A 25,729-nucleotide genomic window follows, 5' to 3' on the forward strand; every position below is an offset into this window, starting at 1 on the left:
AGCGGGGCCCCATGGGGCACTCGAAAAACAATACCAATAGTGGCGGCAACTACTCATGAGTGAACACAAAGCAGGCCTGTCCCCGGGCGGGCGATCCAAAGGGCTGGCCAAGGGCCGGCTCGGACTGCTGGCCAGCATCGTGCTGGGCATTTCCACCATCGCACCGGTGTATACCCTCACCGGCGCCCTCGGCCCGACCGTGCGCGAAGTCGGTGCCCACCTGCCGGCGGTGTTCATCGTCGGCTTCCTGCCCATGCTGCTGGTGGCCCTGGGGTACCGTGAGCTGAACGCCGCCGAGCCGGACAGCGGCACCTCGTTCACCTGGTCGGCGCGTGCCTTCGGCCCGATGATCGGCTGGATCGGCGGGTGGGGGCTGGTGACGGCCACCACCATCGTGCTGTCGAACCTGGCCGGGGTGGCGGTGGACTTCTTCTATCTGTTCCTCGGGCAGATCACCGGCCGCCACGAGGTGGCGGCGCTGGCGGACAACCTGTTGATCAACGTCACCACCTGCTGCGTGTTCATTGCCATGGCGGTGTGGATCTGTTGCCGGGGCATTGCCACCACCATGACGGTGCAGTACGGCCTGGTAGCACTGCAGTTGATCGTGCTGGTGGGCTTTGCCATGGCGGCGTTCGGCGAATCGTCGGCCGCGCCGCCGCTGGCCTTCGACCTGGACTGGTTCAACCCGTTCGGGGTCGAGTCGTTCTCGGCCTTCACCGCCGGCCTTTCATTGTCGATCTTCATTTTCTGGGGCTGGGACGTGTGCCTGAGCATGAGCGAAGAGTCGGTGGGCAGCGATGAAGTGCCGGGCCGCGCCGCGACCCTCACCGTGCTGCTGATCCTGGGCCTGTACCTGGTGACCGCGATTGCCACGCTGCAGTTTGCCGGCATCGGCGACATCGGCCTGGGCCTGGGTAACCCGCGTATCCAGGAGAACGTCTTCGCCCATCTGGCCGGTCCGGTGATGGGGCCGCTGGCGATCCTGATGTCGATCGCGGTGCTGGCCAGCACCGCCGCCTCGCTGCAGTCGACCTTCGTGTCGCCTGCGCGCACCTTGCTGGCGATGGGGTACTACGGCGCGGTGCCGGAGCGCTTCGCAAGCATCTGCCCGCGTTCGAAAACCCCGCGTTACGCCACTATCTGTGCCGGTGTGGCCGCGGCGGTGTTCTACGTCACCATGCGCACCCTGAGCGAAAACGTGCTGGCCGACACCATCACGGCCCTGGGCATGATGATCTGCTTCTACTACTCGCTGACCGCGTTTGCCTGCGTGTGGTACTTCCGCCACAGCCTCACCGACAGCCTGCGCCACTTCCTGATGCGCGGTCTGTGCCCGCTGCTGGGCGGCGGCATCCTCTCGGTGATTTTCCTGCAGACAGCCATCGACAGCGCCTCGCCGTCATTCGGCAGCGGTTCGCATGTAGGGGGCCTGGGGCTGGTGTTCGTGATCGCGATGATCATCACCCTGCTGGGCCTGGTGCTGATGATGCTGTCGCGCCTGCGTGCGCCGGCGTTCTTCCTGGGCATGACCCTGCGCCGTCACGCAACGGTGCCCAGCCGCAGTTAAGCGGCCGGGCAGGCTGCTCAGGCAAGCAATTGCGTGAGCAGCTCGGTGTGGCGCTGTTGCTGCTGCGAGCGCTGCAGGCGGTTGGCACGGAACACCGCCTTGAGGTCTTCCAGGGCGGTGGCGAAGTCGTCGTTGATGATGACGAACTCGTACTCGTCGTAGTGCTCCATCTCGCTGACGGCTTCGCGCATGCGCCCTTCGATGATCTCGTCGCTGTCGGTGCCGCGGTTGGTCAGGCGCTGGCGCAGGGCCTGCTGGCTGGGCGGCAGGATGAAGATCGAGCGTGCCTCGGGCATCAGCTCGCGCACCTGCTGTGCACCCTGCCAGTCGATTTCCAGAATCAGGTCGTGCCCTTGGTCGAGGGTGTGCTGCAATGCGCTGCGCGAGGTACCGTAGCAGTTGCCGAAGACCTCGGCCTGCTCCAGGAAGTCGCCCTGGGCGATCATGCGATCGAACGCGGCGCGGTCGACGAAGTGGTAGTTCACCCCATCGGCTTCGCCCGGGCGCATGGCACGGGTGGTGTGCGACACCGACACGCGAATGTGGTTGAGCTCGGTGGTCAGCATGTTGACCAGGCTGGTCTTGCCGGCGCCAGAAGGGGCCGAGACGATGAAGAGGGTGCCGCTGCAGTGGGTCATGGTAGGGGTGGCCTTACTCGATGTTCTGTACTTGTTCACGCATCTGCTCGATCAGCACCTTGAGGTTGACCGCCGATTGGGTGCTGCGTGTGTCGAAGGCTTTGGAGCCCAGGGTGTTGGCTTCGCGGTTGAGTTCCTGCATCAGGAAGTCCAGGCGTCGGCCGGCGGCGCCGCCCGACTTGAGCACGCGACGCACCTCGGTGACGTGGGTGCTGAGGCGGTCGAGCTCTTCGGCCACGTCACTTTTCTGCGCCAGCATCACCATCTCTTGTTCCAGGCGCTGCGGGTCGAGTTCGGCCTGCATGTCGGCAAAGCGATCCAGCACCTTCTGACGCTGGGCGGCGAGCATCTGCGGCACCAGCGCGCGCAGTGTGGTGACTTCCTCGCTCATGCTGTCCAGGCGCTCGTTGATCAGGCGCGCCAGTTCGGCGCCTTCGCGGTTACGGCCATTCTTGAGCTCTTGCAGGGCCTGTTCGAACAGTTGCATGGCTTCGCTGTTGAGCGCTTGCGGGTCGCTGGCGTCGGCCACCAGCACGCCTGGCCAGGCCAGCACTTCGAGCGGGTTGAGCGCGGCCGGCTGCTTGATCAGGCTGGCCACGGTCTCGGCGGCGGCGACCAGTTGCGCGGCGCGCTCGCGGTCGACCTGCAGCGGCTTGCCGGCGTTCTCTTCGTTGAAGCGCAAGGTACATTCGACCTTGCCGCGCGACAGACCCTGGCGCAGCGCTTCACGCACGGCGCCTTCGAGGTCGCGCAGGGCTTCGGGCAGGCGCAGGTGAGGCTCGAGGTAGCGATGGTTGACCGAGCGCAGTTCCCAGATCAGGGTGCCTTGGGTCCCGGCCTGCTCGACGCGGGCGAAGGCGGTCATGCTGTGCACCATGGGAGATACCTCGCAGGTAAGGGTGCAACCCGACAGGCTGCAAAGGCGCAGGATTGTAGCGCAGTGCGGCGCTGGCTCCCAATGCGCTGATGGTACAAAACGCCGCGCAGGCAGCGGGAAAACCCGACCAGCGTGGTCAGGTGGCGGCTTTGCGCAGCCAGTACCGGCGATCGGCTGGCCCGGGATTTGGCCACAGGCATGTCCAGCGGGGTCCTGTGGCCCTATAATGCCGGGCAGATTCATATCCAGTACAGGTAGCCCAAATGAAACGTCCAAGTGGTCGCGTTGCCGATCAGCTGCGCCCGATCCGCATCACCCGCAACTACACCAAACACGCCGAGGGGTCTGTACTGGTCGAGTTCGGTGACACCAAGGTCATCTGCACGGTCAGCGTCGAAAATGGCGTGCCGCGCTTCCTCAAGGGCCAGGGCCAAGGCTGGCTGACTGCCGAATATGGCATGCTGCCGCGTGCTACCGGTGAGCGTAACCAGCGTGAAGCCAGCCGTGGCAAGCAGGGTGGTCGCACCCTCGAAATCCAGCGCCTGATCGGCCGCTCGCTGCGCGCTGCGCTGGACATGAGCAAGCTGGGCGACATCACCCTGTACGTCGACTGCGACGTGATCCAGGCTGACGGTGGTACCCGCACCGCGTCGATCACCGGTTCCATGGTGGCACTGGTCGATGCCCTGCGTGTGGTCAAGAAGCGTGGCGGCCTCAAGGGTGGCGACCCGATCAAGCACATGATCGCCGCCGTGTCGGTGGGCATGTACCAGGGTGAAGCGGTACTGGACCTGGATTACCCGGAAGACTCGGCCGCCGAGACCGACCTGAACGTGGTGATGACCAGCGCCGGTGGTTTCATCGAAGTGCAGGGCACCGCCGAAGGCGCACCGTTCCAGCCTGAAGAGCTCAACGCCATGCTGGCGCTGGCGCAAAAGGGCATGACCGACCTGTTCGAGCTGCAGCAGGCGGCGCTGGCTGACTGATCAGGAGCTGTCATGGTCGAGGAGTCCAACGTGGTCGTGCCCAGTGATGCTGCGCGTCACTGGGGCATGCTGTGCCATCTGGCGGCCGCTGCCGGGATGATTGTGCCATTTGCCAACCTGATCGCGCCGTTGGTGTTGTGGTGGTTCAAGCGCGGCGTCGACCCCTTCGTCGATGCCCAGGGCAAGGAGGCGGTCAACTTCCAGCTGACCATGACGCTGCTGGGCATGGTGTGCATCGTGGCCTTCACCGTACCGATGGCGAAGCTGGCGCTGACCATCATTTCGCTGGGCGTGGCGGTGTTGATCATCATTGCGGCGTTCAACGTCAGGCAGGGCAAGGCCTTTCGTTATCCGCTGGCCTGGCGTGTACTGGCCTGAAACCGCAGCGTTCTCTTCGCTGGCAAGCCAGCTCCCACAGGGTTTTGCGTGCACCGCGGCCTCTGTGGGAGCTGGCTTGCCAGCGAAGGGGCCCGAAAGACAAGTACAAAAAAGCCGACACGACGTCGGCTTTTTTGTGGCTGAACGATCAGATCGTCAGCGTCCAGTCATAGTCCACGATCAGTGGCGCATGCTGGGAGAAGCGTGGCTGACGTGGCAGGCGTGCTGTGCGTACAAAGCGGCGCAGGCCCGGGGTCAGCAGCTGGTAGTCGAAGCGCCAGCCCAGGTTGAGCATCTCGGCCTGCTCGTTGTCTGGCCACCAGCTGTACTGGTCGCCCTCACGGCTGACTTCGCGCAACGCATCGACATAGCCCATGTTGCCGACGATCTCGTCCATCCACGCCCGCTCAGGCGCCAGGAACCCCGGCGACTGCTGGCCGTCGCGCCAGTTCTTCACGTCGAGCTTCTGCTGCGCCACATACAGCGACCCGCAGTAGATGTACTCGCGGCGCTTGCGGCGCTGCTTGTCCAGGTACTTGCCGAAGTCGTCCATCAACTTGAACTTCTGGTTGAGGTCTTCGTCGCCGTTCATGCCCGAGGGCAACAGCAAGGTGGCAATACTGACTTTGTCGAAATCGGCCTGCAGGTAACGCCCGTAGCGATCGGCTGTCTCGAAGCCCAGGCCGCTGATGACTGCCTTGGGCTGCAAACGCGAGTAGAGCGCCACGCCGCCTTGGGCTGGTACTTCTGCATCGCAGGCATAAAGGAAGTAGCCATCGAGCTGGAAAGCTGGGTCGTCGAGTTCAAAGGCCGAGGCGCGGGTATCCTGAAGGCAGATGACGTCGGCATTCTGGGCTTGTAGCCAGCTGAGCAAACCACGCTCAACGGCAGCCTGAATGCCATTAACGTTCACACTGATGATCCGCATAAATGGCCCCAAAAATCTCGTGCGTGTATGATACCCGAGCTGTACTCATTTAGCTAAATCCGTGGTATCCGGGACTCTTCATGCAGCCGTATCAGCGCGAATTCATTCGTTTTGCCATCGATCGTGGGGTTCTGCGCTTCGGTGAGTTCACCCTCAAGTCGGGCCGCACCAGCCCGTATTTCTTCAATGCTGGCCTGTTCAACACAGGTTCCGCCCTGGCCCAGCTCGGCCGGTTCTATGCAGCGGCGATTGTCGACAGCAAGATCCCGTTCGACGTGCTGTTCGGCCCGGCCTACAAGGGTATTCCCCTGGCGGCCGCGACGGCGGTGCAGTTGGCCGAGCACCATGGGCTCGACGTGCCGTGGTGCTTCAACCGCAAGGAAGCCAAGGCGCACGGCGAGGGCGGTAGCCTGGTGGGCTCGCCGCTGGCCGGTGACGTGTTGATCATCGACGACGTGATCACGGCCGGTACTGCCATCCGTGAGGTGATGCAGATCATCCAGGGCCAGCAGGCCAAGGCCGCTGGCGTGCTGATCGCGCTGAACCGCCAGGAGCGCGGCAACGGCGAGTTGTCGGCGATCCAGGAAGTTGAGCGCGACTTCGGCATTCCGGTGGTCAGCATCGTGTCGCTGACCCAGGTGCTGCAGTTCCTCGCCGACGACCCGGCGCTCAAGCAGCATTTGCCGGCAGTTGAGGCCTACCGGGCCCAGTACGGTATCTGAAGCAATGAAAAAGGCGACCCGAGGGTCGCCTTTTTTGTGCCTGTGAGGGCCGATTCGCCGGCAAGGCCGGCGAATGCGTCAACGCGGCTTGCGGTTGGTGATCAGGGTGCCCACACCGCTGTCGGTGAAGATCTCCAGCAGCACCGCATTCGGTACACGGCCATCGATGATGTGCGAGCTGTGCACGCCACCTTGCACCGCTTCCAGCGCGCAACGAATCTTGGGCAGCATGCCGCCGTAGATGGTGCCGTCCGCGATCAGCTCATTGACCTGCTCGGTGGTCAGGCCCGTGAGCACGGTGCCTTGCTTGTCCATCAGGCCGGCGATGTTGGTCAGCAGCATCAGCTTCTCGGCTTTCAGCGCTTCGGCCACCTTGCCTGCCACCAGGTCGGCGTTGATGTTGTACGACTCGCCGTTGGCGCCCACGCCGATCGGCGCGATCACCGGGATGAAATCGCCCTTCACCAGCATGTTCAGCAGGTCGGTATTCACCCCCACCACTTCGCCCACATGGCCGATGTCGATGATTTCAGGGGTGGTCATCTCTGGCGTCTGACGGGTGACGGTGAGCTTCTTCGCACGAATCAGCTCGGCGTCCTTGCCGGTCAGGCCGATGGCGCTGCCGCCATGACGGTTGATCAGGTTGACGATGTCCTTGTTCACCTGGCCGCCCAGCACCATCTCGACCACGTCCATGGTCTGCGCATCGGTCACGCGCATGCCATCGATGAAGTGGCTCTCGATCGACAGGCGCTTGAGCAGATCACCGATCTGCGGGCCGCCGCCGTGCACCACCACCGGGTTGATGCCGACCGCCTTCATCAGCACGATGTCACGGGCAAAGCCGGTCTTGAGCTCTTCGCTCTCCATCGCGTTGCCGCCGTACTTGATCACCAGCGTCTTGCCGACAAAGCGGCGGATGTAAGGCAGCGCTTCGGACAGTACCTGGGCGACATGGGTGGCGGCATCGCGATCGAGGGTCATGCAGGGCTCCAGTGGGAACAAGGGGTCGGTCAGAACGTGGGTTGCAGATCAGGGGCAACGCGCTTGAGCTGGGCAAGGAACACGTCCTTGATTCGCTGCAGCTCGGCTTCGCTGTCGGCCTCGAAGCGCAGCACCAGCACCGGCGTGGTATTGGAGGCGCGAACCAGGCCCCAGCCGTTGGGGTAGTCGACCCGCACACCGTCAATGGTGGTGAGGTTGGCGTCTTGGCCCCAGTCGGCGTCGCGTTGCAGTGCCTCAATGATGCTGAATTTACCCTCGTCCGTCACATCAATGTTGATTTCCGGGGTGCAAATATCGTTCGGGAACGCCGCGAACAGTGTTTCGGCGTCGGTATCGGCCTTGCTCAGGATCTCCAGCAGGCGGGCGGCGCTGTAGATACCGTCGTCAAAACCGTACCAGCGTTCCTTGATGAAGATGTGGCCGCTCATCTCGCCGGCCAGCAGGGCGCCGGTCTGCTTCATCTTCTTCTTGATCAACGAGTGACCGGTCTTCCACATCAGCGCGCGGCCGCCGTACTGCTCGATCAGCGGGGTCAGGCGGCGGGTGCACTTGACGTCGAAGATGATCTCGGCACCCGGATTGCGCGCCAGTACGTCCTGGGCGAACAGCATCAGCAGCCGGTCAGGGTAGACGATACTGCCGGTGTTGGTCACCACGCCTACGCGGTCGCCGTCACCGTCGAACGCCAGGCCCAGGTCAGCGCCGGTTTCCTTGACCTTGGCAATCAGGTCCACCAGGTTTTCCGGCTTGCCGGGGTCCGGGTGATGGTTGGGGAAGTTGCCGTCCACGTCGCAGAACAGCGGGATCATCTCGCAGCCCAGCGCTTCGATCAGCTGCGGTGCGATCACGCCGGCAGCGCCGTTGCCGCAGTCCACCACCACCTTGAGTTTCTTCGCCAGCTTGATGTCGCCGGTGATCTGGGTGAAATAGCGGTCGAGGATCTCGACCTGCTGGACGCTGCCTTCGCCGCGGCTCAGGTCGTTGGTCTGCAGGCGGACCAGCAGGGCCTGGATCTGTTCGTTGGCCAGGGTGTCGCCGGCGATGACGATCTTGAAACCGTTGTAATTCGGCGGGTTGTGGCTGCCAGTGAGCATCACGCCGGACTTGCCGGCCAGCACGTTGGCGGCGTAGTACAAGGCGGGGGTAGGAACCAGGCCGACGTCGCTGACGGTGCAGCCGGCTTCGGCCAGGCCGCGGATCAATTGCTCGACCAGCATCGGGCCTGACAGGCGGCCGTCACGGCCGACCGAGACGTTCGGCTCGCCCTGGGCCAGGCTCTGGGCACCGATGGCGCGGCCGATCCAGTAGGCAGTTTCAGCGGTCAGGCCTTCGCCGACCACGCCGCGGATGTCGTAGGCGCGGAAGATGCTTGCGGGCAGTGCGGGTACCAGGTGTGCCATATCATTCATCTCTGGGGCTCCAGGTTCATAGGCATGCGGGGCAGGCTCAAGTTGAACGCTTGGACGGCTGTTTCGCCAGAGAGTTCGCCGTCCTTGGCGCGAGGCAGGCTACCGACAGATCAATGGCTGCCCGAATGACCGAAGCCGCCGGCACCGCGCTGGGTTTCATCGAAGGTCTCGACGATGTCGAAATGCGCCTGCACCACCGGTACCAGCACCAGTTGGGCGATACGCTCGCCGATGGCGATGGTGAACGGGGTCTGGCCGCGGTTCCAGCACGACACCATCAACTCGCCCTGGTAGTCCGAGTCGATCAGGCCGACCAGGTTGCCCAGCACGATGCCGTGTTTGTGGCCCAGGCCTGAGCGCGGCAGGATCAGTGCCGCCAGGCCCGGATCGCCGACATAGATCGACAGGCCGGTAGGGATCAGCAGGGTCTGGCCGGGCTCCAGCACGGTGTCTTGCTGGAGCATCGCGCGCAGGTCGAGGCCGGCAGAGCCTGGGGTGGCGTACTGGGGCAGCGGGAATTCGCTGCCGATGCGTGGGTCGAGAATCTTGGCTTGTAGGGCGTGCATGCAGAATTAAACCTGGTTGAGACGTTCGGCGATGAAGGCAACCAGCTGGCGGGCGATCTTGCCCTTGCTGGTCTGCGCGAAAAGGGTGGCGTGAAGTTGGCGATCGATCACGCTGCAGGCGTTTTCCTCGCTGTTGAAGCCGATGCTGGGGTTGGCCACGTCATTGGCGACGATCAGGTCGAGGTTCTTGTCCTTGAGCTTGCGCGCGGCGTAATCGAGCAGGTGTTCGGTTTCGGCGGCAAAGCCGACGCTGAACGGGCGATCGGGGCGGGTGGCGATGGTGGCCAGAATGTCCGGGTTGCGCACCATCTGCAGTAACAGGCCATCGCCGGTCGTAGGGTCTTTCTTGAGTTTTTGCGGGGCGACGACCTCCGGGCGGTAGTCTGCCACCGCGGCCGACGCGATGAAGACATCGCAGGGAATCGCCGCTTCACACGCGGCGAGCATGTCCCGCGCGCTCACCACGTCGATGCGGGTGACCCGGTCAGGTGTCGGCAGGTGCACAGGGCCCGTTACCAGGGTCACCCGAGCACCGGCTTCGACCGCCGCTTCTGCCAGGGCGAAGCCCATCTTGCCCGAGCTATGATTGGTGATATAGCGCACCGGGTCGATGTTTTCCTGGGTGGGGCCGGCGGTAATCAGCACGTGCTTGCCGGTCAGCGACTGGCGCTTGAAGGTCTCGGCGGCGCACCAGGCCAGGTCCGTGGCTTCGAGCATGCGGCCAAGGCCCACATCGCCACAGGCCTGGCTGCCGGAGGCCGGGCCGAACACCTGGATATCGCGGCTTTGCAGCAGTTGCAGGTTGGCCTGGGTGGCCGGGTCGCGCCACATGGCCTGGTTCATGGCCGGTGCCAGCGCCACGGTGGCGTCGGTGGCCAGTACCAGGGTGGTCAGCAGGTCGTTGGCCACACCTTGTGCCAGTCGCGCGATCAGGTCGGCGGTAGCCGGTGCGATCAGCACCAGGTCGGCCCATTTGGCCAGCTCGATATGGCCCATCGCGGCTTCTGCGGCGGGGTCGAGCAGGTCCATGTGCACGGGGTGCCCGGACAGGGCCTGCATGGTCAACGGGGTGATGAACTCGGCCCCGCCGTGGGTCATGACGACGCGCACTTGCGCGCCGTGCTCCAGGAGTCGGCGAACCAGCTCGGCGCTCTTGTAGGCGGCGATGCCGCCGCCGACGCCAAGAACGATGCGTTTCCGATACAGCCGCTGCATAGGCTTGCCTTTGTTTGATCAGTGTTTGCACGCGGCGACGACGCCTCCCCAGGCCGAATCGTCGCGTAAAAAGAGGCCGCTACGATATCACAGGGCTGAAACGGGGAGCAGCCACACACAGACAGAGGGACGGGTATGGGGATCAGGGATTGGCCGGCGGCGGAACGTCCGCGAGAGAAGTTGCTGGAGCGTGGAGCAGGGAGCCTGTCGGATGCCGAGTTGCTGGCGGTGTTCCTGCGCACGGGGGTGGCGGGTAAAAGCGCGGTGGACCTTGCGCGCCACCTGCTGCAGCAGTTTGGCGGGTTGCGCCAGTTGCTGGAGTCGGACCAGAAGACGTTCCAGCGCGAGTTGGGGTTGGGGCCGGCGAAGTATGCGCAGTTGCAGGCGGTGATGGAGATTGGTCGGCGGCATCTGGCCGAGACCATCATTCGCGACCCGGCGTTGCAGAGCCCGGGGGCAGTACGGCGCTATCTGAAATCAATGCTGCGGCACGAAGAAAGCGAGGTGTTTGGCTGTCTGTACCTGGATACCAAGCACCGTCCACTAGGTTTCGAAGCGTTGTTTCGTGGGTCAATCAGCAGTGCCAATGTCTACCCCCGAGAGGTTGTCAAGCGAGCCCTGGCCAGGAATGCGGCGGCGCTGATCCTGTGTCACAACCACCCCTCAGGTGTTCCAGAGCCAAGCCAGGCAGACCTGAGCCTGACGTTGCGTTTGCAAGAGGCGTTGAGTTTGATCGAGGTGCGGGTGCTGGATCACATCATCATCGGGGACGGGGAGCCGTTGTCGATGGTGGAGCGGGGGTGGTTTGCTGCTTGAAGGGGCTATGCGTGGGCCAAACTATGTTTGCATAAAGCGTCGGCCCACGCTTTGTAGTTCAGTCGAGGAGCTTTAATGCAATGATTGAAAAGGCAAGCCCGGCGAACGATGCCAGGAGCAGGTAATGGCCGATTATCAGTTTGGCCTTGAGCGAGGTCGGGAAAGATTTAACGTCTGCGGCATGTAGTGTCCCGGTTTTTATGAAGAATGTTGAGTGCGTTATAAGTGTTGCCACGCACACGCAGAATAATATTCTTCCAAATTCAGCCGAATGGATCATGCTTTGCCGAGTGATGATTGCTGTGCAGTTGCTTAAGTGATGGTTGGACGTTTGTATGATTAGGCTTGCCGATTTTTTATACATTACCCCCACTATGAATATCGAGACTATACACACTATTTCTAGTAGTAGAGCTGTCAGGTAGGGGGTGTAGGGATAGCTGAAATCTCCAAATTTTAATTCGTTCAAGTTGCCTGGGTATCGAACGGCCTCCAGTAACTGAAGGGTGACTGCTATCAGTGTAATGTTGACGAGATAGAAAAGTTTAAGGTGATGAGTAAGGATTAGAAGTTTTTTGAGGTCGGAGGGGAAGTTTTTAATGTTGTCGGCGCTTAGCGCACCGGTCTCGACAAGAAATGTTGGATGAGCCAGCATCCCTGAGATACTTTGGATTGCCCAGTATTTCCAGCTGAAGTTGAACAGAGGGCTATACCCATCTCGTTTGGTCAATGGGTGGTTTATGAAATATTCGGGAATGTCGCTCATTCGAAATTTTGTGATATAGGTGCAAATCGCGCTAGCGACGAATAGCCCAACTATCAATGTAGTGCAAAGTAGTAGCATAGCTATTTTGAAGAGATTTTCATAATCCATGAATCTGTCCGATGAAGATGATTAAGCGGTGCCACGGCACGCTAAAAATTTAACGCTATTCTGGATATTGCCACACCCATGGCGCAAGTGCCTGCGCAGAGCAATAGAATCCAGTTGACATGGTGAAGGGCAACAAGTGTTTTTTTGAGTGTGGATGGGAAATTTTCTATGTCGTTGGCACAGAGCGCACCCTTCTGTACCAGGGACTTAGGGAACGCCAAAAAACTTGATACTGAGCCGACAAAAACAATCCTGCCCCATATTCCCATGCGCAAAAGAAATTTTCTTTGGTCTACTGCAGGGCAGTTCTGGAGGTGTGCCAATATCGCAGTTGAATATCTCCTGCTAATGTATAAAAACACACAAAGTAGCAGGAAGATTGCACCTAATACCGGGATGCACAGCATGGCGAAGACTGTATAGGCGAGATTGTTAATTATCATTTCTGGTATTCATATATAAGTTCCCCTGCCGTTTCGCCTAACACTTCACCTGTTTTTGTTCCGGCATAGGCTCCAGCTCCGACCACTACCGCGGCGCATACTACGCCACCCCAACCTCCGGTGGATGCACCGATTGCCAAGCAGGCCCTCGCGCCAAGGTGACCACTCAGCACGCCCGAAGCAGCGGCACTGAGCAGTGTGCTTCCAATGAAGCTACCACTTTCCGTGAATCTTACTTTTTTACATGCCGTCGTTCTCCCCGCAGAACACACATCCTGGACTTTCAAATAAGAAGCCCCGCTACCTACCGCGACACCCACCCATCCACCCCAAGCCATATATTTTGCCGCCTTTGAAGCTGCCGAAATATGTGTTGCGTAGCCAGGAATTTGACCGGCTGCTCCAGCATTACTCCAGTGATGAACCAAGCTGCGGCTTGATATGCCCAGTGCATGTTTAAGGTTGGGGTGGTCTGGAAGACCTATGCCTTTCCTTGTCAGATGATCCAGATGTACATCCAACTTCGTGAACAATGACTGACGTTCGGCAAAGAAGGCCTTGCTGCGCAAGTTGCCATTGCGGTTAAAGTACTTTTTATGCAGCTCTTCGATTTCGAGTAATACGCTTTTGACGGCTTTGAGATGGCTCTCAGCCATCGCTGTCACCACCCCAATAGACGTCGCCGTCGACGCCAACATCGCCGCAATCTCCCCTTGATGGCGCACCATGAATGCCGCCTCTTCATCGCTCATCGGCGCCAGCGCATCGTTCACCACCGCCGCAGCTTCCATCAATATCGCTTCTTCGCGGCCGCACTGCTGGTTGAGCGGGTCGCTCAGCACGATCAGTTGCCCGGGCTTGGCATACTCGGTGAGCTGCGGGTTGAGCCGCCGAAAATGCGCCAGCAAGGCAGGATCGGCAGTGCCGAACAGAATCGTCTCCAGTGCCCCCCGGCTGATCGGCGTCTGGACGATATGGAACCCCGGCTCTGCCACCGACTGCGGCGCCTGGTGGGGCGCCAAGGCGCCAGGCAACGGCTGGTTGGCCACCTCATGCTGCCTGATCGAGTGTGCCCATTGGGGCGTGATCGCCTGCCCCACGGGCGCAGCCCGAGCTGCAATGCGGTTTGGGGGCAGGTCTTCCACCTGGAAGAAAGCCTGCGTCGCGATCAGGCGATTGCTGCCCTCAGGGCAGCCACAGGCCACTTGATAGCCCTCTAGCGCGGCGCCCTGGTCGCCGCACATAAAGCCAGGATGCCCCTCGGCAATCTGCCCCACACGCTGGCAAGCCGGGCACCACACCGGGTCGGTGATGCGAGCTGCGGCGCACCCCTCGACGGTCATCGGCGCATAGCCGGCCAGCACCCTGCCGCCGGTCGTGGTGGGGTCACCTTCTCTGATCAGATACGCCATGGGTCAAGTTCCTGTAGTGCCCTTTGGGGTTGCCAAAGGACGCTATCAAGAACCTGCAGGCGTTGATGTAGGACGCGTCTGAACCGGCTTGACCCAGCGCAATGGGATCAGCGTGCGGTCTTCACCGTGGCGAAATCCTGCCGCCCGAACGGGCTCACCGTGTAGCCCTCGACGTCCTTGCGCATCAGTACGGCGGCAGTGGGGTGCGCCAGCGGCAGCCACAACGCCTGCTGCTGGATCAGCCCCTGGGCCTGCTGGTACAGCCGGCTGCGCACGCTCTGGTCGTTGGTGGTCTTGCCGGCGCTGATCAACTGATCCAGGCGTGGGTCGCAATAGCGTGCGAAGTTGGTCCCGGACTTGACGGCCGAGCAGGCAAATTGCGGGCTGAGGAAGTTGTCCGGGTCACCGTTGTCGCCTGCCCAGCCCATGAACAGCAGGTCATGCTCGCCCGCCTTGGCGCGGCGAATCAGCTCGCCCCATTCGATCACGCGAATCTCGGCCTTGATCCCGATCTTTTCCAGGTCTGCCTGCAGCAGCTGTGCGCCCAGGCTCGGGTTGGGGTTGAGCAGGCTGCCCGAGGGGCGCGTCCAGATCGTGGTGCTGAAGCCGTCCGGCACACCGGCCTTGGCCAGCAGTGCACGGGCCTTGGCCACGTCGGTCGGGTAGCCCGGCAGGTCCTTGGCATAGCTCCAGGTGTTGGGCGGGAAGGGGCCATCGGCAGCCACCGCCGTGCCTTCGAACACGGCCTTGAGGTAGCTGGCCTTGTCGAAGGCCAGGTTGATCGCCTGGCGCACTTCAACCTTGTCCAGTGGCGGATGCTGGCTGTTGATGGCGACGAAGGCGGTCATGAATGCCTCGGTCTTCTCGACCTTGAGGTTCGCATCCTCAGCGGCCGCCGCAATGTCCAGCGGCTTGGGCGACAAGGCAATCTGGCACTCGTTGCGCCGCAGCTTCTGCAGACGCACGTTGGCGTCGGGGGTGATGGCGAAGATCAGCGGGTCGACCTGCGGCTTGCCGGCAAAGTACTCGGCATTGGCGCGGTAGCGGATCACGGCGTCCTTCTGGAAGCGCTGGAACACGAATGGCCCGGTGCCGATCGGCTGGCTGTTGAGCTTCTCCGGTGTACCGGCCTTGAGCAACTGGTCGGCGTACTCGGCCGAATAGATCGAGGCAAAGCCCATGCTCAGGGTGGCGAGGAAGGTCGCGTCCGCGTGGTCGAGGGTAAAGCGCACGGTCAACGGGTCGGGGGCCTCGACCTGCTTGATCAGGCTGGGCAACTGCAGCGACTGCGCGTGCGGGTAGCCGCTCTGCGCGACCTTGTGCCAGGAGTGGGCGGGGTAGAGCATGCGCTGGAAGCTGAACAGCACGTCGTCGGCGCTCAGCTCGCGGCTGGGCTTGAAGTAGCTGGTGCTGTGAAACTTGACCCCCGGGTGCAGCTTGAAGTCGTACACCAGCCCGTCGGCCGACACCGTCCAGCTGTCGGCCAGGCTCGGCACCACCCTGCCGCTGGTCGCGTCGAATTCCACCAGGCGGTTCATCAGCACGTCGGCCGAGGCATTGGTGGTGGTCAGCGCGTTATACTGCACCACGTCGAACCCTTCGGGGCTGGCCTCTGTACACACGCTCAAGGCGCCTGCCTGCGCCAGTACGGGGCTGAGCAGCGTTGCGAGCAACAGGGGGATGGCGGCACGACGCATGGTGACTCCTTGGCTGAACAATGGCCCATCTGCCGTTGCAGTCTGGAAAAGTCCTACCCTAGTGTGCCCGGCTGCAAATCGCCAACCCCTTTTTCAGGAATCTTGCGACGAGCGGTCAATCCGTGCACACGCCCGCATCTGCGTGGCGCGAGGGGGCAATAAGGCGCGCCAAAGCAGATATTCTGTTGTTGTGCTCCAGTCTTTCTGGTATAAAGCAGCGCTCTTTTCTAGGGGCTCGGTGCGTCGCATCCGCTGATGTTGTCGATAAGACCCTGAAGAAACACGGCGCCTGGCGCCAAAGACTGAGAGATTAAGCGGCCAACCCATGCCGGGTTGGGCATGTGGTTTTAGAGGGCTGAGGCATGTCGAGAGTCTGTCAAGTTACCGGTAAGGGTCCGGTAACCGGGAATAACATTTCCCACGCGAATAACAAAACCCGTCGTCGTTTCCTGCCGAACCTGCAGCATCACCGCTTCTGGGTCGAGTCGGAGAAGCGTTTCGTGCGTCTGCGCGTTTCTGCCAAAGGCATGCGTATCATCGACAAGCGTGGCATTGATGTCGTGCTGCTCGAAATTCGCCGTAACGGCGCCAAGGTCTAAGGGAGAGAATCATGCGTGAATTGATCCGTCTGGTGTCGACCGCTAATACCGGCCACTTCTACACCACCGACAAGAACAAGCGCACCACTCCGGACAAAATCGAAATCAAAAAATTCGATCCGGTTGTTCGCAAGCACGTGATCTACAAGGAAGCCAAGATCAAGTAATTGATCCCGGCTGACGAAAAAAGGCCCGCATCTCACGATGCGGGCCTTTTTTTGTGGCGTTTTTCTGATCAGCCGAAATGCAACCCGGTGATCAGGCCTGCCTCGTTACCGCTGATGTTGACGCGGCTCGGGTCTATTTCCCGGGTCGACATCTCGCCGATGCCGACCACGCGCGTGCGCCCGGTAAGCTCGCTGATGTAGGCCTTCACGCTCGGCACGTAGCGGGTGCCGACCAGGCGCCCGACACAGGTGAGTACTTCGTCATCGCTCAGGTGCAGCGCTTCGAGGGGGCAGACAACCGGTTGATCCTTTTGCATGGTGAGGCTCCTTGGGTTCAGGTATGTCCGAAGGGACCCCGCCATGCTCGCGTTGCGACCGGTTTACGTGGCGTTACCTATTTATGCCTTGGCTTCGAACATCACGTAGATCTTGCGGCACTTCTCCAGCACTTCCCACGTGCCCTTGAAGCCGGCCGGAATCACGAAGCGGTCGCCTGCGCGCAGGGTTTTCGCGTTGCCTTCCTGGTCGCGCAGTACCGATACGCCCTGCACGATTTCGCAGTATTCGTGCTCGGTGTAATTGACGGTCCATTGCCCCAGCTCACCTTCCCACACCCCGGCAGCAAACTGTTCGCAGGGGCTCGAGTAATGGTTGAAAACCGCCTGCTCGGGGTCACCCTTGAGCACTTTTTCGGCGGCGGGGCGGTAGCGCTCGGCCTCGGTCAGTACCTGGGCAAAATCGACGATCTGCTGAATGTTCATGGGTGCGGGTCCCCTGTATGTTAAATAAAGTGCACATCACTAGGCATTTGGCCATGTAATGTCAAATATATTGATAATTCGGGTGCCAGTAGTTTAGGGTGTCGAATGCCGTAGAGCGATCGCGCTCCGGCAGCATTTCGACAGCACCCATGGCCCCTCGTGCGGCGCTGCATCTCAACAACAGGAGGAGTTTGGTATGACCACCCTGACGCGTGCGGACTGGGAACAGCGTGCCCAGCAATTGAAGATCGAAGGCCGTGCCTTCATCAATGGTGAATACACCGCCGCCGTTTCCGGCGCCACCTTCGAGTGCCTGAGCCCGGTCGACGGACGCCTTCTGGCGCAGGTCGCCAGTTGCGACCAAGCCGATGCCCAGCGTGCGGTGGAAAACGCCCGTGCCACCTTCAACTCCGGCGCGTGGTCGCGCCTGGCGCCGGCCAAGCGCAAGGCCACCCTGATCCGTTTCGCCGCCCTGCTCAAGCAGAACGTCGAAGAGCTGGCCCTGCTCGAAACCCTCGACATGGGCAAGCCTATCAATGATTCGCTGAACATCGACGTGCCGGGCGCAGCCCAGGCGCTGAGCTGGAACGGCGAAGCCATCGACAAGATCTACGACGAAGTCGCTGCCACCCCGCACGACCAGTTGGGCCTGGTAACCCGTGAGCCGGTGGGTGTGGTGGCGGCCATCGTGCCGTGGAACTTCCCGCTGCTGATGGCCAGCTGGAAACTCGGCCCGGCGCTGGCCACCGGTAACTCGGTGGTGCTCAAGCCGTCCGAAAAATCCCCGCTGACCGCCATTCGCATCGCCCAGCTCGCGATCGAAGCCGGTATCCCGGCCGGCGTGCTCAACGTACTGCCAGGCTATGGCCACACTGTGGGCAAGGCCCTGGCCCTGCACATGGACGTCGACACCCTGGTGTTCACCGGCTCCACCAAGATCGCCAAGCAGCTGATGATCTACGCCGGCGAATCGAACATGAAGCGCGTGTGGCTGGAAGCCGGCGGCAAGAGCCCGAACATCGTGTTCGCCGATGCCCCGGACCTGAATGCCGCCGCCGAGGCCGCCGCCAGCGCCATCGCCTTCAACCAGGGCGAGGTGTGCACCGCAGGTTCGCGCCTGCTGGTGGAGCGTTCGATCAAGGACACATTCCTGCCGCTGGTACTCGAGGCCCTCAAGGCCTGGAAGCCAGGCAACCCGCTGGACCCGGCCACCACCGTCGGTGCACTGGTCGACACCCAGCAGATGAACACCGTGCTGTCCTACATCGAGGCCGGTCACAGCGACGGCGCCAAGCTGCTGGTAGGCGGCAAGCGCATCCTTGAAGAGACCGGCGGCACCTATGTCGAACCGACCATCTTCGACGGCGTGAGCAACGCCATGCGCATCGCCAAGGAAGAGATCTTCGGCCCGGTGCTGTCGGTAATCACCTTCGATACCGTCGAAGAGGCCATCAACATCGCCAACGACACCCCGTACGGCCTGGCCGCCGGGGTGTGGACCGCCGACATCAGCAAGGCCCACAAGACCGCCAAGGCCCTGCGTGCAGGCAGCGTCTGGGTCAACCAGTACGACGGTGGCGACATGACCGCGCCGTTCGGCGGCTTCAAGCAGTCGGGCAACGGCCGTGACAAGTCGCTGCATGCACTGGACAAGTACACCGAGCTCAAGGCCACCTGGATCAAGCTGTAAGGCCTGCGGGCGGCCTGCGCGCCGCCCCGAGCGATCCGCGCCACAGCCGGGCCCTGCGTTAGCGCAGGCCCGGCTGTGTTGCATGTGGCGATTCATCATCGTTGAGGACCTTGAAATGCGTTGGGCCACCTATTTCGCGGTGCTGTCGTCGGTGCTCAGTGTGGGCCTGGCCCTGGGCGTGAGCATGCCGCTGGTGTCGTTGCGCCTGGAAGGCTGGGGCTACGGCAGCTTTGCGATAGGCGTGATGGCGGCGATGCCGGCGATCGGCGTACTGGTCGGTGCCAGCCTGTCCAGCCGCCTGGCGGCGTATTTCGGTACCGCGACGCTGATGCGCCTGTGCCTGCTGGCCGGTGCGCTGTCGATCGGCCTGCTGGCACTGTTGCCTAGCTACCCGATATGGCTGGCGCTGCGCCTGCTGATCGGGGTGATCCTGACCATCGTGTTCATCCTCGGCGAAAGCTGGATCAACCAACTGGTGGTCGAGCAATGGCGGGGTCGGCTGGTGGCGCTGTATGGCAGCAGCTATGCCCTCAGCCAGCTGGCCGGGCCGCTGCTGCTGGGCGTACTGGGCTCGGAGAATGACCTGGGTTTCTGGATCGGTGCCGGGTTGCTGGTGCTGGCGCCACTGGTGCTGATCGGTCGCACCGGCGCGCCCAGTGCCGATGCCTGCGGTGTCAGCCTGCGCGACCTGGTCGGCTTCTGCCGTCGGTTGCCGGTGATCGCGTGGGCGATTGCCCTGTTTGCCGCCTTCGAGGCGATGATTCTGACGCTGCTGCCGGTGTACTGCCTGCAGCAGGGTTTCACCACCGAGGTGGCGCTGTTCATGGTCAGCACCGTGGTGGTGGGGGATGCGTTGCTGCAACTGCCCATTGGTGCACTGGCCGATTTCATGTCGCGTCGTACGCTGTTCACCGGCTGTGCAGCGACCTTGCTGGTGTCGAGCCTGGGCATTCCGCTGCTGATGCACACCCCGGTCATCTGGCCACTGTGGGTACTGTTCGGTGCCAGTGCCGGGGGCTTGTTCACCTTGTCGCTGATTTTGATCGGCGAGCGCTACCGCGACGACGCACTGGTGCGCGCCAATGCTCACGTGGCACAGCTGTGGGGTATCGGCTGCCTGATCGGGCCGCTGGCCGCCGGGGCGGGTAGCCAATGGGTCAGCGGGCACGCACTGCCGTGGCTGATGGCAGCGGGGGCGTTCGTGCTGGTGCTGCTGGCGCGCCGACCGAATGCTTTCGAGCCGGCGGTCGCCTAAAGCATCTTTTCCAGCCCCACCGCCTTGCTCACCCAGGCATTGAAGCGTCGCCACCACCCGCCAGGCTCGGTGCTCAGGCTGTGCACCTGGCCATTGTCCTCGGTTACCCACACCAGTTGCCCGTCGACCAGACGCGGCGCATAGCTCAGGGCCGGGGCCATGCCCTGCAGCGCCAGTTCGCGGGTGTACTCGGCCAGTTGCGGGCTGTCCACCAGCACGCCGACTTCGGTGTTCCACAGCACCGAGCGCGGGTCGAAGTTGAACGAGCCGATAAACGTCTTCTGCCGGTCGAAGACCATCGCCTTGCTGTGCAGGCTGGAGTCCGAGGCACTGCCGAAATGGTGGATGCGCCCACTGCTGGGGTCGCCGGGCTGGCGGCGCAGTTCGAACAGCTTGACCCCGTGCTCGAGCAGCGCCTTGCGGTACGGTGCATAGCCGCCATGTACCGCCGGCACGTCGGTGGCTTCCAGCGAATTGGTCAGCAGGCTCACCGCCACCCCGGCGTCGGCATGGCTGGTGAGGTACAGCAGGCCGCTCTCGCCGGGCACGAAGTAGGCCGACACCAGGATCAGTTCGTGGTGCACGTTGTTCAGGTCCGGCGCCAGTTGCTGGGTCAGCAGCAGCTGCGGGTCGGGTTCACCCTGGGCCAGCACCTTGCTCGGGGCATCCCACAGCGCCTGGTTGTGCGCCCAGATCAGCTCGTTGCGCCATACCTGCAGGCGCGGCTGCGTCCTGTAGGCCATCAGCCGCTCGTACAGCGCCTTGCGCTTGACCTTGGCTTCCTCCAGGGAGGCTTCAAGGCGTTCGCGGCTGGCGCGCAGGTCATCGGCATCGGGCTGGCGCAACATGAAATCGCCAATCGGCCGGCTCAGGGCGCTGTTCCAGTATTGGTCGAAACTGTGCCCCAGTTGCTCGGCCACCGGGCCCACGCCGAGCAGGTCGATGTCGGTGAAATTCAGGTTGGGCTCGGCGTCGAAGTACTCGTCGCCCAGGTTGCGCCCACCCACGATGGCCATGCTGTTGTCCACCAGCCACAGCTTGTTGTGCATGCGCCGGTGCTGTTGCGACAGGTTGAACAGGCGACCCATGGCGCGGGTGATGCCGGTACTGCGGCCCAGGTGCAGCGGGTTGAACACGCGGATATGCACATTCGGGTGCACTGCCAGGGTGGCCATGACCTCGTCCAGCCCGTCACTGGTGGTGTCGTCGAGCAGGATGCGCACGCGCACGCCACGGTCGGCCGCCAGCAGCAGTTCATGCACCAGGGTGCGGGTGCTGAGGCCGTCGTGCACGATGTAATACTGCAGGTCGATGCTGCGCTGGGCGTTGCGGATCAGTTCGGCGCGGGCGCGAAACGCCTCGTTGCTGTTGGGCAGCAGGCGAAACCCCGAACGCCCGTCATGGGGGCTGGCCTGGCGCAGCACCGAGCGGCCGAACGCTGAGTCGCTGGCCGGCAGGGCCTGGCTGACGGTGCGTGGGGCGCTGCTGGTGGCGCAGCCGCCCAGGCCCAGGGCGAGGTTCAACAGCAACAGCGGCAAGGCCCGAAGAATGGTCAAAGGGGCACGTCCTGAACGCGAAGGCGATGGAAGAGGGACCACGCAAAGCGGCGCAACGTTACCTGCCGTGTTCATCCTCGGCCAGTAGACGAATGGCGGTTTCGCCCACCTTGCGCACGGCCGCCTCGATGTCGGCCGTGGCGCGCGCGGCAAAGTTCATGCGCAGGCAGTTGCGGTACTTGCCCGACGCCGAAAAGATGCAGCCCACGGCAATCTGCACACCTTGTTCAAGTAAAGCCCGGTTAAGGCGCAGCGTGTCGAAACTTTCCGGCAGCTCCACCCACAGCACGAAGCCACCCTGGGGGCGGCTGGCGCGGGTGCCTTCGGGGAAGTAGCGGGCGACCCAGTCGATCATCTGGTCGCGGGCGCGCTGGTACTGGCTGCGCACGCGGCGCAGGTGCGGCTGGTAGTGGCCGGCCTCGATGAAATCGGCGATTGCAAGCTGCGGCTGGGTGGCGGTGCAGCCGGTGCTGATGTACTTCATGTGCAGCACCCGTTCCAGGTAACGCCCCGGCGCGACCCAGCCGATGCGCAGGCCCGGGGCAAGGGTCTTGGAGAACGAGCTGCACAGCAGCACGCGGCCGTCGTCGTCGAACGACTTGATGGTGCGCGGGCGCGGGTAGGTGTAGGCCAGGTCGCCGTACACGTCGTCTTCCAGGATCGCCACGTCGTAGCGCTGGGCCAGGGTCAGCAGGGCGCGCTTGCGCGCCTCGGGCATGATGTAGCCCAGCGGGTTGTTGCAGCTGGGAGTCAGTTGGATCAGCTTGATCGGCCACTGTTCCAGGGCCAGCTCCAGCGCTTCCAGGCTGATGCCGGTGAGCGGGTCGGTGGGGATCTCGAGGGCTTTCATGCCCAGGCCCTTGAGGGTCTGCATGGCGCCGTGAAAACTCGGTGATTCGACCGCGACGATATCGCCTGGCTGGCACACCGCGCGCACGCTGGTCGACAGGGCCTCCTGGCAACCGGTGGTGATCACCAGGTCGGCCGCGCTCAGGCTGCAGCCCGAATCGAGCATCAGCCGCGCCACCTGTTCGCGCAGCGCCTCGGTGCCGGCGATGGTGTCGTAGTACAGGCCAGGCATGTCCTGGCGCCGGCTCAGTTGCGCCAGGCTGCGCAGCAGCGGCTTGAGCGTCGGGCTGTCGACGTCGGGCATGCCGCGGCCCAGTTGCACCACGTCCTTGCGCGGTACGCTGCGGATCAGCTCGAACACCTGTTCCCACTGGCCGATATCCACCGGGCGCTGGGCCGGGCGGCTCACATCGGGCAGCGCGGGCAGGGGGCGGTGGTCAGGCACGAAGTAGCCGGACTTGGGCCGGGGCGCTGCCAGGCCATGGTCTTCCAATACCCGGTAGGCCTGCTGCACGGTGCTCAGGCTGACGCCATGCTCGACGCTCAGCGCGCGCACCGAAGGCAACCGGTCGCCGGGGCGATAGAGGCCCTGTTCGATGCGCGCGCCGATCAACTCGGCAAGGTTGACGTAGAGGGTCATGGCGTACTCCTGGGCATGCGGTTGATGCTGGACCGGTACAGATTGGCCAAAAATACAGCATTCAGAGGCAAAAGCGCGGTGTCTGTATGGAAATAATACATGGCCTTTGAATCTGTAATGGTCTTGCTGCCTCACGCATCATTTCTACACGGTTTACCCACCCTGGAGGAATGAAGAGATGAACGGCTCAAGCGATGTATGCCTGCAACTGCGCGCCGAGGGTGAGGCGACGCCGCACAACGCTCCCGCAGGGCTGAGCGGCTGGGCCCTGATGATGCGGCGCCGGCGTTCGCGTCAGCAGTTGCTGGCGCTGGACGCCGACCAGCTGCGTGATATCGGCCTGACCCGCGAGCAGGCGATCGAGGAGGGCGGCAGGCCGTTCTGGAGGTCCTAGGTCAGCGCCTTGAGGCGGTGCCAGAGCATCCCCAGCGCCAGCAGCGGCGAGCGTAGGTGCTTGCCGCCCGGGAAGGTGATGTGCGGCACCTGGGCGAACAGGTCGAAGCGGCCGCTGTGCTGGCCGCTGATCGCCTCGCCCAGCAGCCTGCCGGCCAGGTGCGTGGCGTTGAGGCCATGGCCGGCGTAGGCCTGGGCGTAGTACACGTTCGGCTGGTCGCGCAGGCGGCCGATCTGTGGCAGGCGGTTGGCGCCGATGCCGATCATGCCGCCCCACTGGTACTCGATGCGCACATCGGCCAGTTGCGGGAAGACCTTGAGCATCTTGGGCCGCATGTACGCGCTGATGTCCTGCGGGTCGCGGCCCGAGTAGTGGCAGGCGCCGCCGAACAGCAGGCGGCGGTCGGCCGAAAGGCGGTAGTAGTCCACGGTCACCTGCTGGTCGCACACCGCCATGTTCTGCGGCAGCAGTTCCTGGGCCAAGGCGTCGCTCAGCGGTTCGGTGGCGATGATGTAACTGCCGGCCGGCAGCACCTTGCCGCCCAGTTCGCGGTCCAGGTCGTTGAGGTAGGCGTTGCAGCACAGCACCAGCGTGCTGGCGCGTACCGAACCCTTGGCCGTGTGCACGCGCACCTGCGGGCCATGCTCGATGCGTGTGACCTGCGAGTGCTCGAACAGGCGCACGCCCAGTTGCCGGGCCACCTCGGCTTCGCCCAGCGCCAGGTTCAGCGGGTGCAGGTGCCCCGAGCCCATGTCGACCAGGCCACCGGCATAGCGTTTCGAACCCACCACCGTGTGCATCTGCTCGGGCGGCACCAGACGCAGCTCATGGACGTAGCCCAGCGCGCGCAGTTCTTCGATGTCATCGCTGAAACCCCGGTATTCGCGCGGCTTGTTGGCCAGGTCGCAGTAGCCCCAGGTCAGGTCGCAGTCGATGGCATGGCGCTCGATGCGCTGGCGCACGATGTCCACGGCCTCCAGGCCCATCAGCTTGAGGCTGTGCACGCCCTCGCTGCCGATCACCGACGTGAACTGGTCCAGGCCGTGGCCGACCCCGCGAATCAGTTGCCCGCCATTGCGCCCGCTGGCGCCCCAGCCGATCTTGTGGGCCTCGAGCAGCACCACGCTCAGGCCGCGCTCGGCCAGTTCGATGGCGGTATTGAGCCCCGAGAAACCGCCACCCACCACGCACACGTCACAGCTCAGCTCGCCCTGCAGCGGCGGATAGACCGGTTGCCCAGCGCTGTGGGCGGCGTAGTAGGAAGTGGTATGCACGTTGGGAGAATTCCTGGTCGAGGCTGTGTGGAAAATTTGACACAGCATAGGCGGTGCTTTCATCGGCAGGCAACCGTGGGGCAAAATGCCGCTTCAGTCTCCTGCCCCCGAGCCTTTCATGAGTTGCAACAGCCACAAGATCCGCTTCTTGCGCGAGCAGATCCCGTCGTTTGCCTGCGTGCCGGGCTGCCACGACTGCTGCGGACCGGTCACCACCTCGAGCGAAGAGATGGCGCGCCTGCCGCGCAAGACCCAGGCCGAGCAGGAGGCCGCGCTGGCCGAGCTCAACTGCGTGCACCTGGGCCCCGAAGGCTGCACGGTGTATGAAGAGCGGCCGCTGATCTGTCGTCTGTTCGGTACCACGCCGCGCCTGCCGTGCCCCAACGGGCGCGCGCCGGCCGAGATGATCGACCCGCAGGCCGAGCGCCTGGTGCACCAGTACATCGCCAGCACCCGCCAGGTGCTGGTGTAGGCCTCAGTCCGGAATCGGCAGGTTGAGGCTTTCCTTCACTTCTTCCATCACGATGTAGCTCTTTGATTCGCGCACGTGCGGCAGCTTGAGCAGGATGTCGCCCAGCAGCTTGCGGTACGAGGCCATCTCGGAAATCCGTGCCTTCACCAGGTAGTCGAAATCGCCTGATACCAGATGGCATTCGAGTACGTGCGGGAGCTTGAGCACGGCGCGGCGAAACTCCTCGAAGGTGTCCCCCGACTTGTAGTCCAGGCTGATCTCGACGAACACCAGCAGGCTGCCCTTCAGGTGCTGCGGGTTGAGCCGGGCGTTGTAGCCCATGATGATCCCTTCGCGCTCCAGGCGCCGCACACGCTCGGTGCAGGGGGTGGTCGACAGGCCGACCTTCTCGCCCAGTTCGGTGAACGAGATACGCCCGTCGGTCTGCAGGATGCGCAGGATGTTGCGGTCGATCTTGTCCAGTTCACGTTTGCTTTGATGCTGGGTTCTCATAGTGGATGCCCCTCCGTAAAAGCCGACACTGCCGAGAATTCTCG

Annotated in this window: 26 protein-coding genes and 1 pseudogene; 11 read left to right on the forward strand and 16 right to left on the reverse strand. The window is 62.9% G+C overall.

The annotated features are described in order from the left end of the window. Positions 1–55 precede the first annotated feature (55 nt). A complete protein-coding gene (locus KUO17_RS00700; RefSeq protein ID WP_217973139.1) occupies positions 56–1,570 on the forward strand; it encodes an APC family permease in 1,515 nt (504 codons plus the stop codon). Positions 1,571–1,587: 17 nt separating this feature from the next. On the opposite strand, the gene gmk is transcribed toward KUO17_RS00700, so the two are convergent. Then, the gene (gmk, locus tag KUO17_RS00705) at positions 1,588–2,208 is read right to left on the reverse strand and encodes a guanylate kinase (RefSeq protein WP_217973140.1); all 621 of its coding nucleotides are present in this window, start codon (positions 2,206–2,208) and stop codon (positions 1,588–1,590) included. A gap of 13 nt (positions 2,209–2,221) precedes the next feature. Then, on the reverse strand, positions 2,222–3,085 hold the full coding sequence (locus KUO17_RS00710) for a YicC/YloC family endoribonuclease (protein WP_217973141.1): 864 nt from the start codon (positions 3,083–3,085) through the stop codon (positions 2,222–2,224). A gap of 263 nt (positions 3,086–3,348) precedes the next feature. Here KUO17_RS00710 and rph point away from each other — a divergent pair, with 263 nt between their 5' ends. Together rph and KUO17_RS00720 are read left to right on the forward strand one after the other, a co-directional pair. Further along, a complete protein-coding gene (gene rph, locus KUO17_RS00715; protein WP_217973142.1) occupies positions 3,349–4,071 on the forward strand; it encodes a ribonuclease PH in 723 nt (240 codons plus the stop codon). Between the two features lie 12 nt (positions 4,072–4,083). Then, complete coding sequence (locus KUO17_RS00720; RefSeq protein ID WP_217973143.1) at positions 4,084–4,449, forward strand: DUF4870 domain-containing protein; 366 nt, start codon at positions 4,084–4,086, stop codon at positions 4,447–4,449. A gap of 148 nt (positions 4,450–4,597) precedes the next feature. Here KUO17_RS00720 and KUO17_RS00725 read toward each other — a convergent pair whose 3' ends face one another. Next, complete coding sequence (locus tag KUO17_RS00725; RefSeq protein WP_163944843.1) at positions 4,598–5,377, reverse strand: exodeoxyribonuclease III; 780 nt, start codon at positions 5,375–5,377, stop codon at positions 4,598–4,600. 80 nt (positions 5,378–5,457) lie between these two features. Here KUO17_RS00725 and pyrE point away from each other — a divergent pair, with 80 nt between their 5' ends. Then, positions 5,458–6,099, forward strand: a complete 642-nt coding sequence (gene pyrE, locus KUO17_RS00730; RefSeq protein WP_217973144.1) for an orotate phosphoribosyltransferase — start codon at positions 5,458–5,460, stop codon at positions 6,097–6,099. Positions 6,100–6,177: 78 nt separating this feature from the next. Here pyrE and argB read toward each other — a convergent pair whose 3' ends face one another. The 4 genes and pseudogenes from argB to coaBC form a co-directional block, all read right to left on the reverse strand. Beyond that, on the reverse strand, positions 6,178–7,083 hold the full coding sequence (argB, locus tag KUO17_RS00735; protein WP_217973145.1) for an acetylglutamate kinase: 906 nt from the start codon (positions 7,081–7,083) through the stop codon (positions 6,178–6,180). A 29-nt stretch (positions 7,084–7,112) separates the two neighbouring features. Continuing rightward, positions 7,113–8,489 (reverse strand): annotated as a pseudogene (locus KUO17_RS00740) (phosphomannomutase/phosphoglucomutase); the annotation flags it as partial. Between the two features lie 134 nt (positions 8,490–8,623). Next, positions 8,624–9,079: a dUTP diphosphatase gene (dut, locus tag KUO17_RS00745; protein ID WP_217973147.1), complete on the reverse strand. Its 456-nt coding sequence runs from the start codon at positions 9,077–9,079 to the stop codon at positions 8,624–8,626. Between the two features lie 6 nt (positions 9,080–9,085). After that, entirely contained in the window at positions 9,086–10,294 is a 1,209-nt protein-coding gene (gene coaBC, locus KUO17_RS00750; protein ID WP_163944852.1) for a bifunctional phosphopantothenoylcysteine decarboxylase/phosphopantothenate--cysteine ligase CoaBC, read from the reverse strand. Positions 10,295–10,429: 135 nt separating this feature from the next. Here coaBC and radC point away from each other — a divergent pair, with 135 nt between their 5' ends. Further along, positions 10,430–11,110, forward strand: coding sequence for a RadC family protein (gene radC, locus KUO17_RS00755; protein WP_217973148.1), 681 nt, complete (start codon positions 10,430–10,432; stop codon positions 11,108–11,110). A 58-nt stretch (positions 11,111–11,168) separates the two neighbouring features. On the opposite strand, the gene KUO17_RS00760 is transcribed toward radC, so the two are convergent. The 3 genes from KUO17_RS00760 to KUO17_RS00770 form a co-directional block, all read right to left on the reverse strand. After that, positions 11,169–11,876: a hypothetical protein gene (locus tag KUO17_RS00760; RefSeq protein ID WP_217973149.1), complete on the reverse strand. Its 708-nt coding sequence runs from the start codon at positions 11,874–11,876 to the stop codon at positions 11,169–11,171. Between the two features lie 547 nt (positions 11,877–12,423). Further along, positions 12,424–13,839, reverse strand: a complete 1,416-nt coding sequence (locus KUO17_RS00765; RefSeq protein WP_217973150.1) for a PAAR domain-containing protein — start codon at positions 13,837–13,839, stop codon at positions 12,424–12,426. Between the two features lie 107 nt (positions 13,840–13,946). Continuing rightward, entirely contained in the window at positions 13,947–15,536 is a 1,590-nt protein-coding gene (locus KUO17_RS00770) for an ABC transporter substrate-binding protein (protein ID WP_217973151.1), read from the reverse strand. A 362-nt stretch (positions 15,537–15,898) separates the two neighbouring features. Here KUO17_RS00770 and rpmB point away from each other — a divergent pair, with 362 nt between their 5' ends. Together rpmB and rpmG are read left to right on the forward strand one after the other, a co-directional pair. Continuing rightward, on the forward strand, positions 15,899–16,135 hold the full coding sequence (gene rpmB / locus KUO17_RS00775; RefSeq protein ID WP_163944889.1) for a 50S ribosomal protein L28: 237 nt from the start codon (positions 15,899–15,901) through the stop codon (positions 16,133–16,135). 11 nt (positions 16,136–16,146) lie between these two features. Continuing rightward, positions 16,147–16,302, forward strand: coding sequence for a 50S ribosomal protein L33 (gene rpmG, locus KUO17_RS00780; RefSeq protein WP_010225867.1), 156 nt, complete (start codon positions 16,147–16,149; stop codon positions 16,300–16,302). Between the two features lie 68 nt (positions 16,303–16,370). On the opposite strand, the gene KUO17_RS00785 is transcribed toward rpmG, so the two are convergent. Further along, complete coding sequence (locus KUO17_RS00785; RefSeq protein ID WP_425274816.1) at positions 16,371–16,619, reverse strand: hypothetical protein; 249 nt, start codon at positions 16,617–16,619, stop codon at positions 16,371–16,373. A gap of 81 nt (positions 16,620–16,700) precedes the next feature. Continuing rightward, a complete protein-coding gene (locus KUO17_RS00790) occupies positions 16,701–17,063 on the reverse strand; it encodes a cupin domain-containing protein (protein ID WP_217973152.1) in 363 nt (120 codons plus the stop codon). Positions 17,064–17,259: 196 nt separating this feature from the next. On the opposite strand from KUO17_RS00790, the gene KUO17_RS00795 reads away from it, so the two are divergent. Next, on the forward strand, positions 17,260–18,753 hold the full coding sequence (locus KUO17_RS00795) for an aldehyde dehydrogenase (protein WP_217973153.1): 1,494 nt from the start codon (positions 17,260–17,262) through the stop codon (positions 18,751–18,753). A gap of 115 nt (positions 18,754–18,868) precedes the next feature. Next, positions 18,869–20,008, forward strand: coding sequence for an MFS transporter (locus tag KUO17_RS00800; RefSeq protein WP_217973154.1), 1,140 nt, complete (start codon positions 18,869–18,871; stop codon positions 20,006–20,008). Here the strand turns inward: KUO17_RS00800 and KUO17_RS00805 are convergent. Further along, positions 20,005–21,564 carry a phospholipase D family protein gene (locus KUO17_RS00805; RefSeq protein ID WP_217973155.1) on the reverse strand — a complete coding sequence of 520 codons (1,560 nt, stop codon included), beginning with the start codon at positions 21,562–21,564 and terminating at the stop codon, positions 20,005–20,007. The genes KUO17_RS00800 and KUO17_RS00805 overlap by 4 nt on opposite strands. Before the next feature lie 58 nt (positions 21,565–21,622). Continuing rightward, positions 21,623–23,053: an aminotransferase-like domain-containing protein gene (locus KUO17_RS00810; protein WP_217973156.1), complete on the reverse strand. Its 1,431-nt coding sequence runs from the start codon at positions 23,051–23,053 to the stop codon at positions 21,623–21,625. 178 nt (positions 23,054–23,231) lie between these two features. Between KUO17_RS00810 and KUO17_RS00815 the strand changes: the two genes are divergently transcribed. Then, positions 23,232–23,447, forward strand: coding sequence for a DUF1127 domain-containing protein (locus tag KUO17_RS00815; protein ID WP_217973157.1), 216 nt, complete (start codon positions 23,232–23,234; stop codon positions 23,445–23,447). On the opposite strand, the gene KUO17_RS00820 is transcribed toward KUO17_RS00815, so the two are convergent. Next, positions 23,444–24,769, reverse strand: coding sequence for an NAD(P)/FAD-dependent oxidoreductase (locus KUO17_RS00820; protein ID WP_217973158.1), 1,326 nt, complete (start codon positions 24,767–24,769; stop codon positions 23,444–23,446). The two genes, KUO17_RS00815 and KUO17_RS00820, sit on opposite strands and share 4 nt — an antisense overlap. Before the next feature lie 70 nt (positions 24,770–24,839). On the opposite strand from KUO17_RS00820, the gene KUO17_RS00825 reads away from it, so the two are divergent. Next, complete coding sequence (locus KUO17_RS00825) at positions 24,840–25,193, forward strand: YkgJ family cysteine cluster protein (protein WP_217973159.1); 354 nt, start codon at positions 24,840–24,842, stop codon at positions 25,191–25,193. 3 nt (positions 25,194–25,196) lie between these two features. Here the strand turns inward: KUO17_RS00825 and dadR are convergent, their stop codons facing one another. Beyond that, a complete protein-coding gene (dadR, locus tag KUO17_RS00830; protein ID WP_042121505.1) occupies positions 25,197–25,685 on the reverse strand; it encodes a transcriptional regulator DadR in 489 nt (162 codons plus the stop codon). Positions 25,686–25,729: the final 44 nt, after the last annotated feature.

It is taken from the genome of Pseudomonas aegrilactucae, from assembly GCF_019168305.1.
Lineage (GTDB): Bacteria > Pseudomonadota > Gammaproteobacteria > Pseudomonadales > Pseudomonadaceae > Aquipseudomonas > Aquipseudomonas aegrilactucae.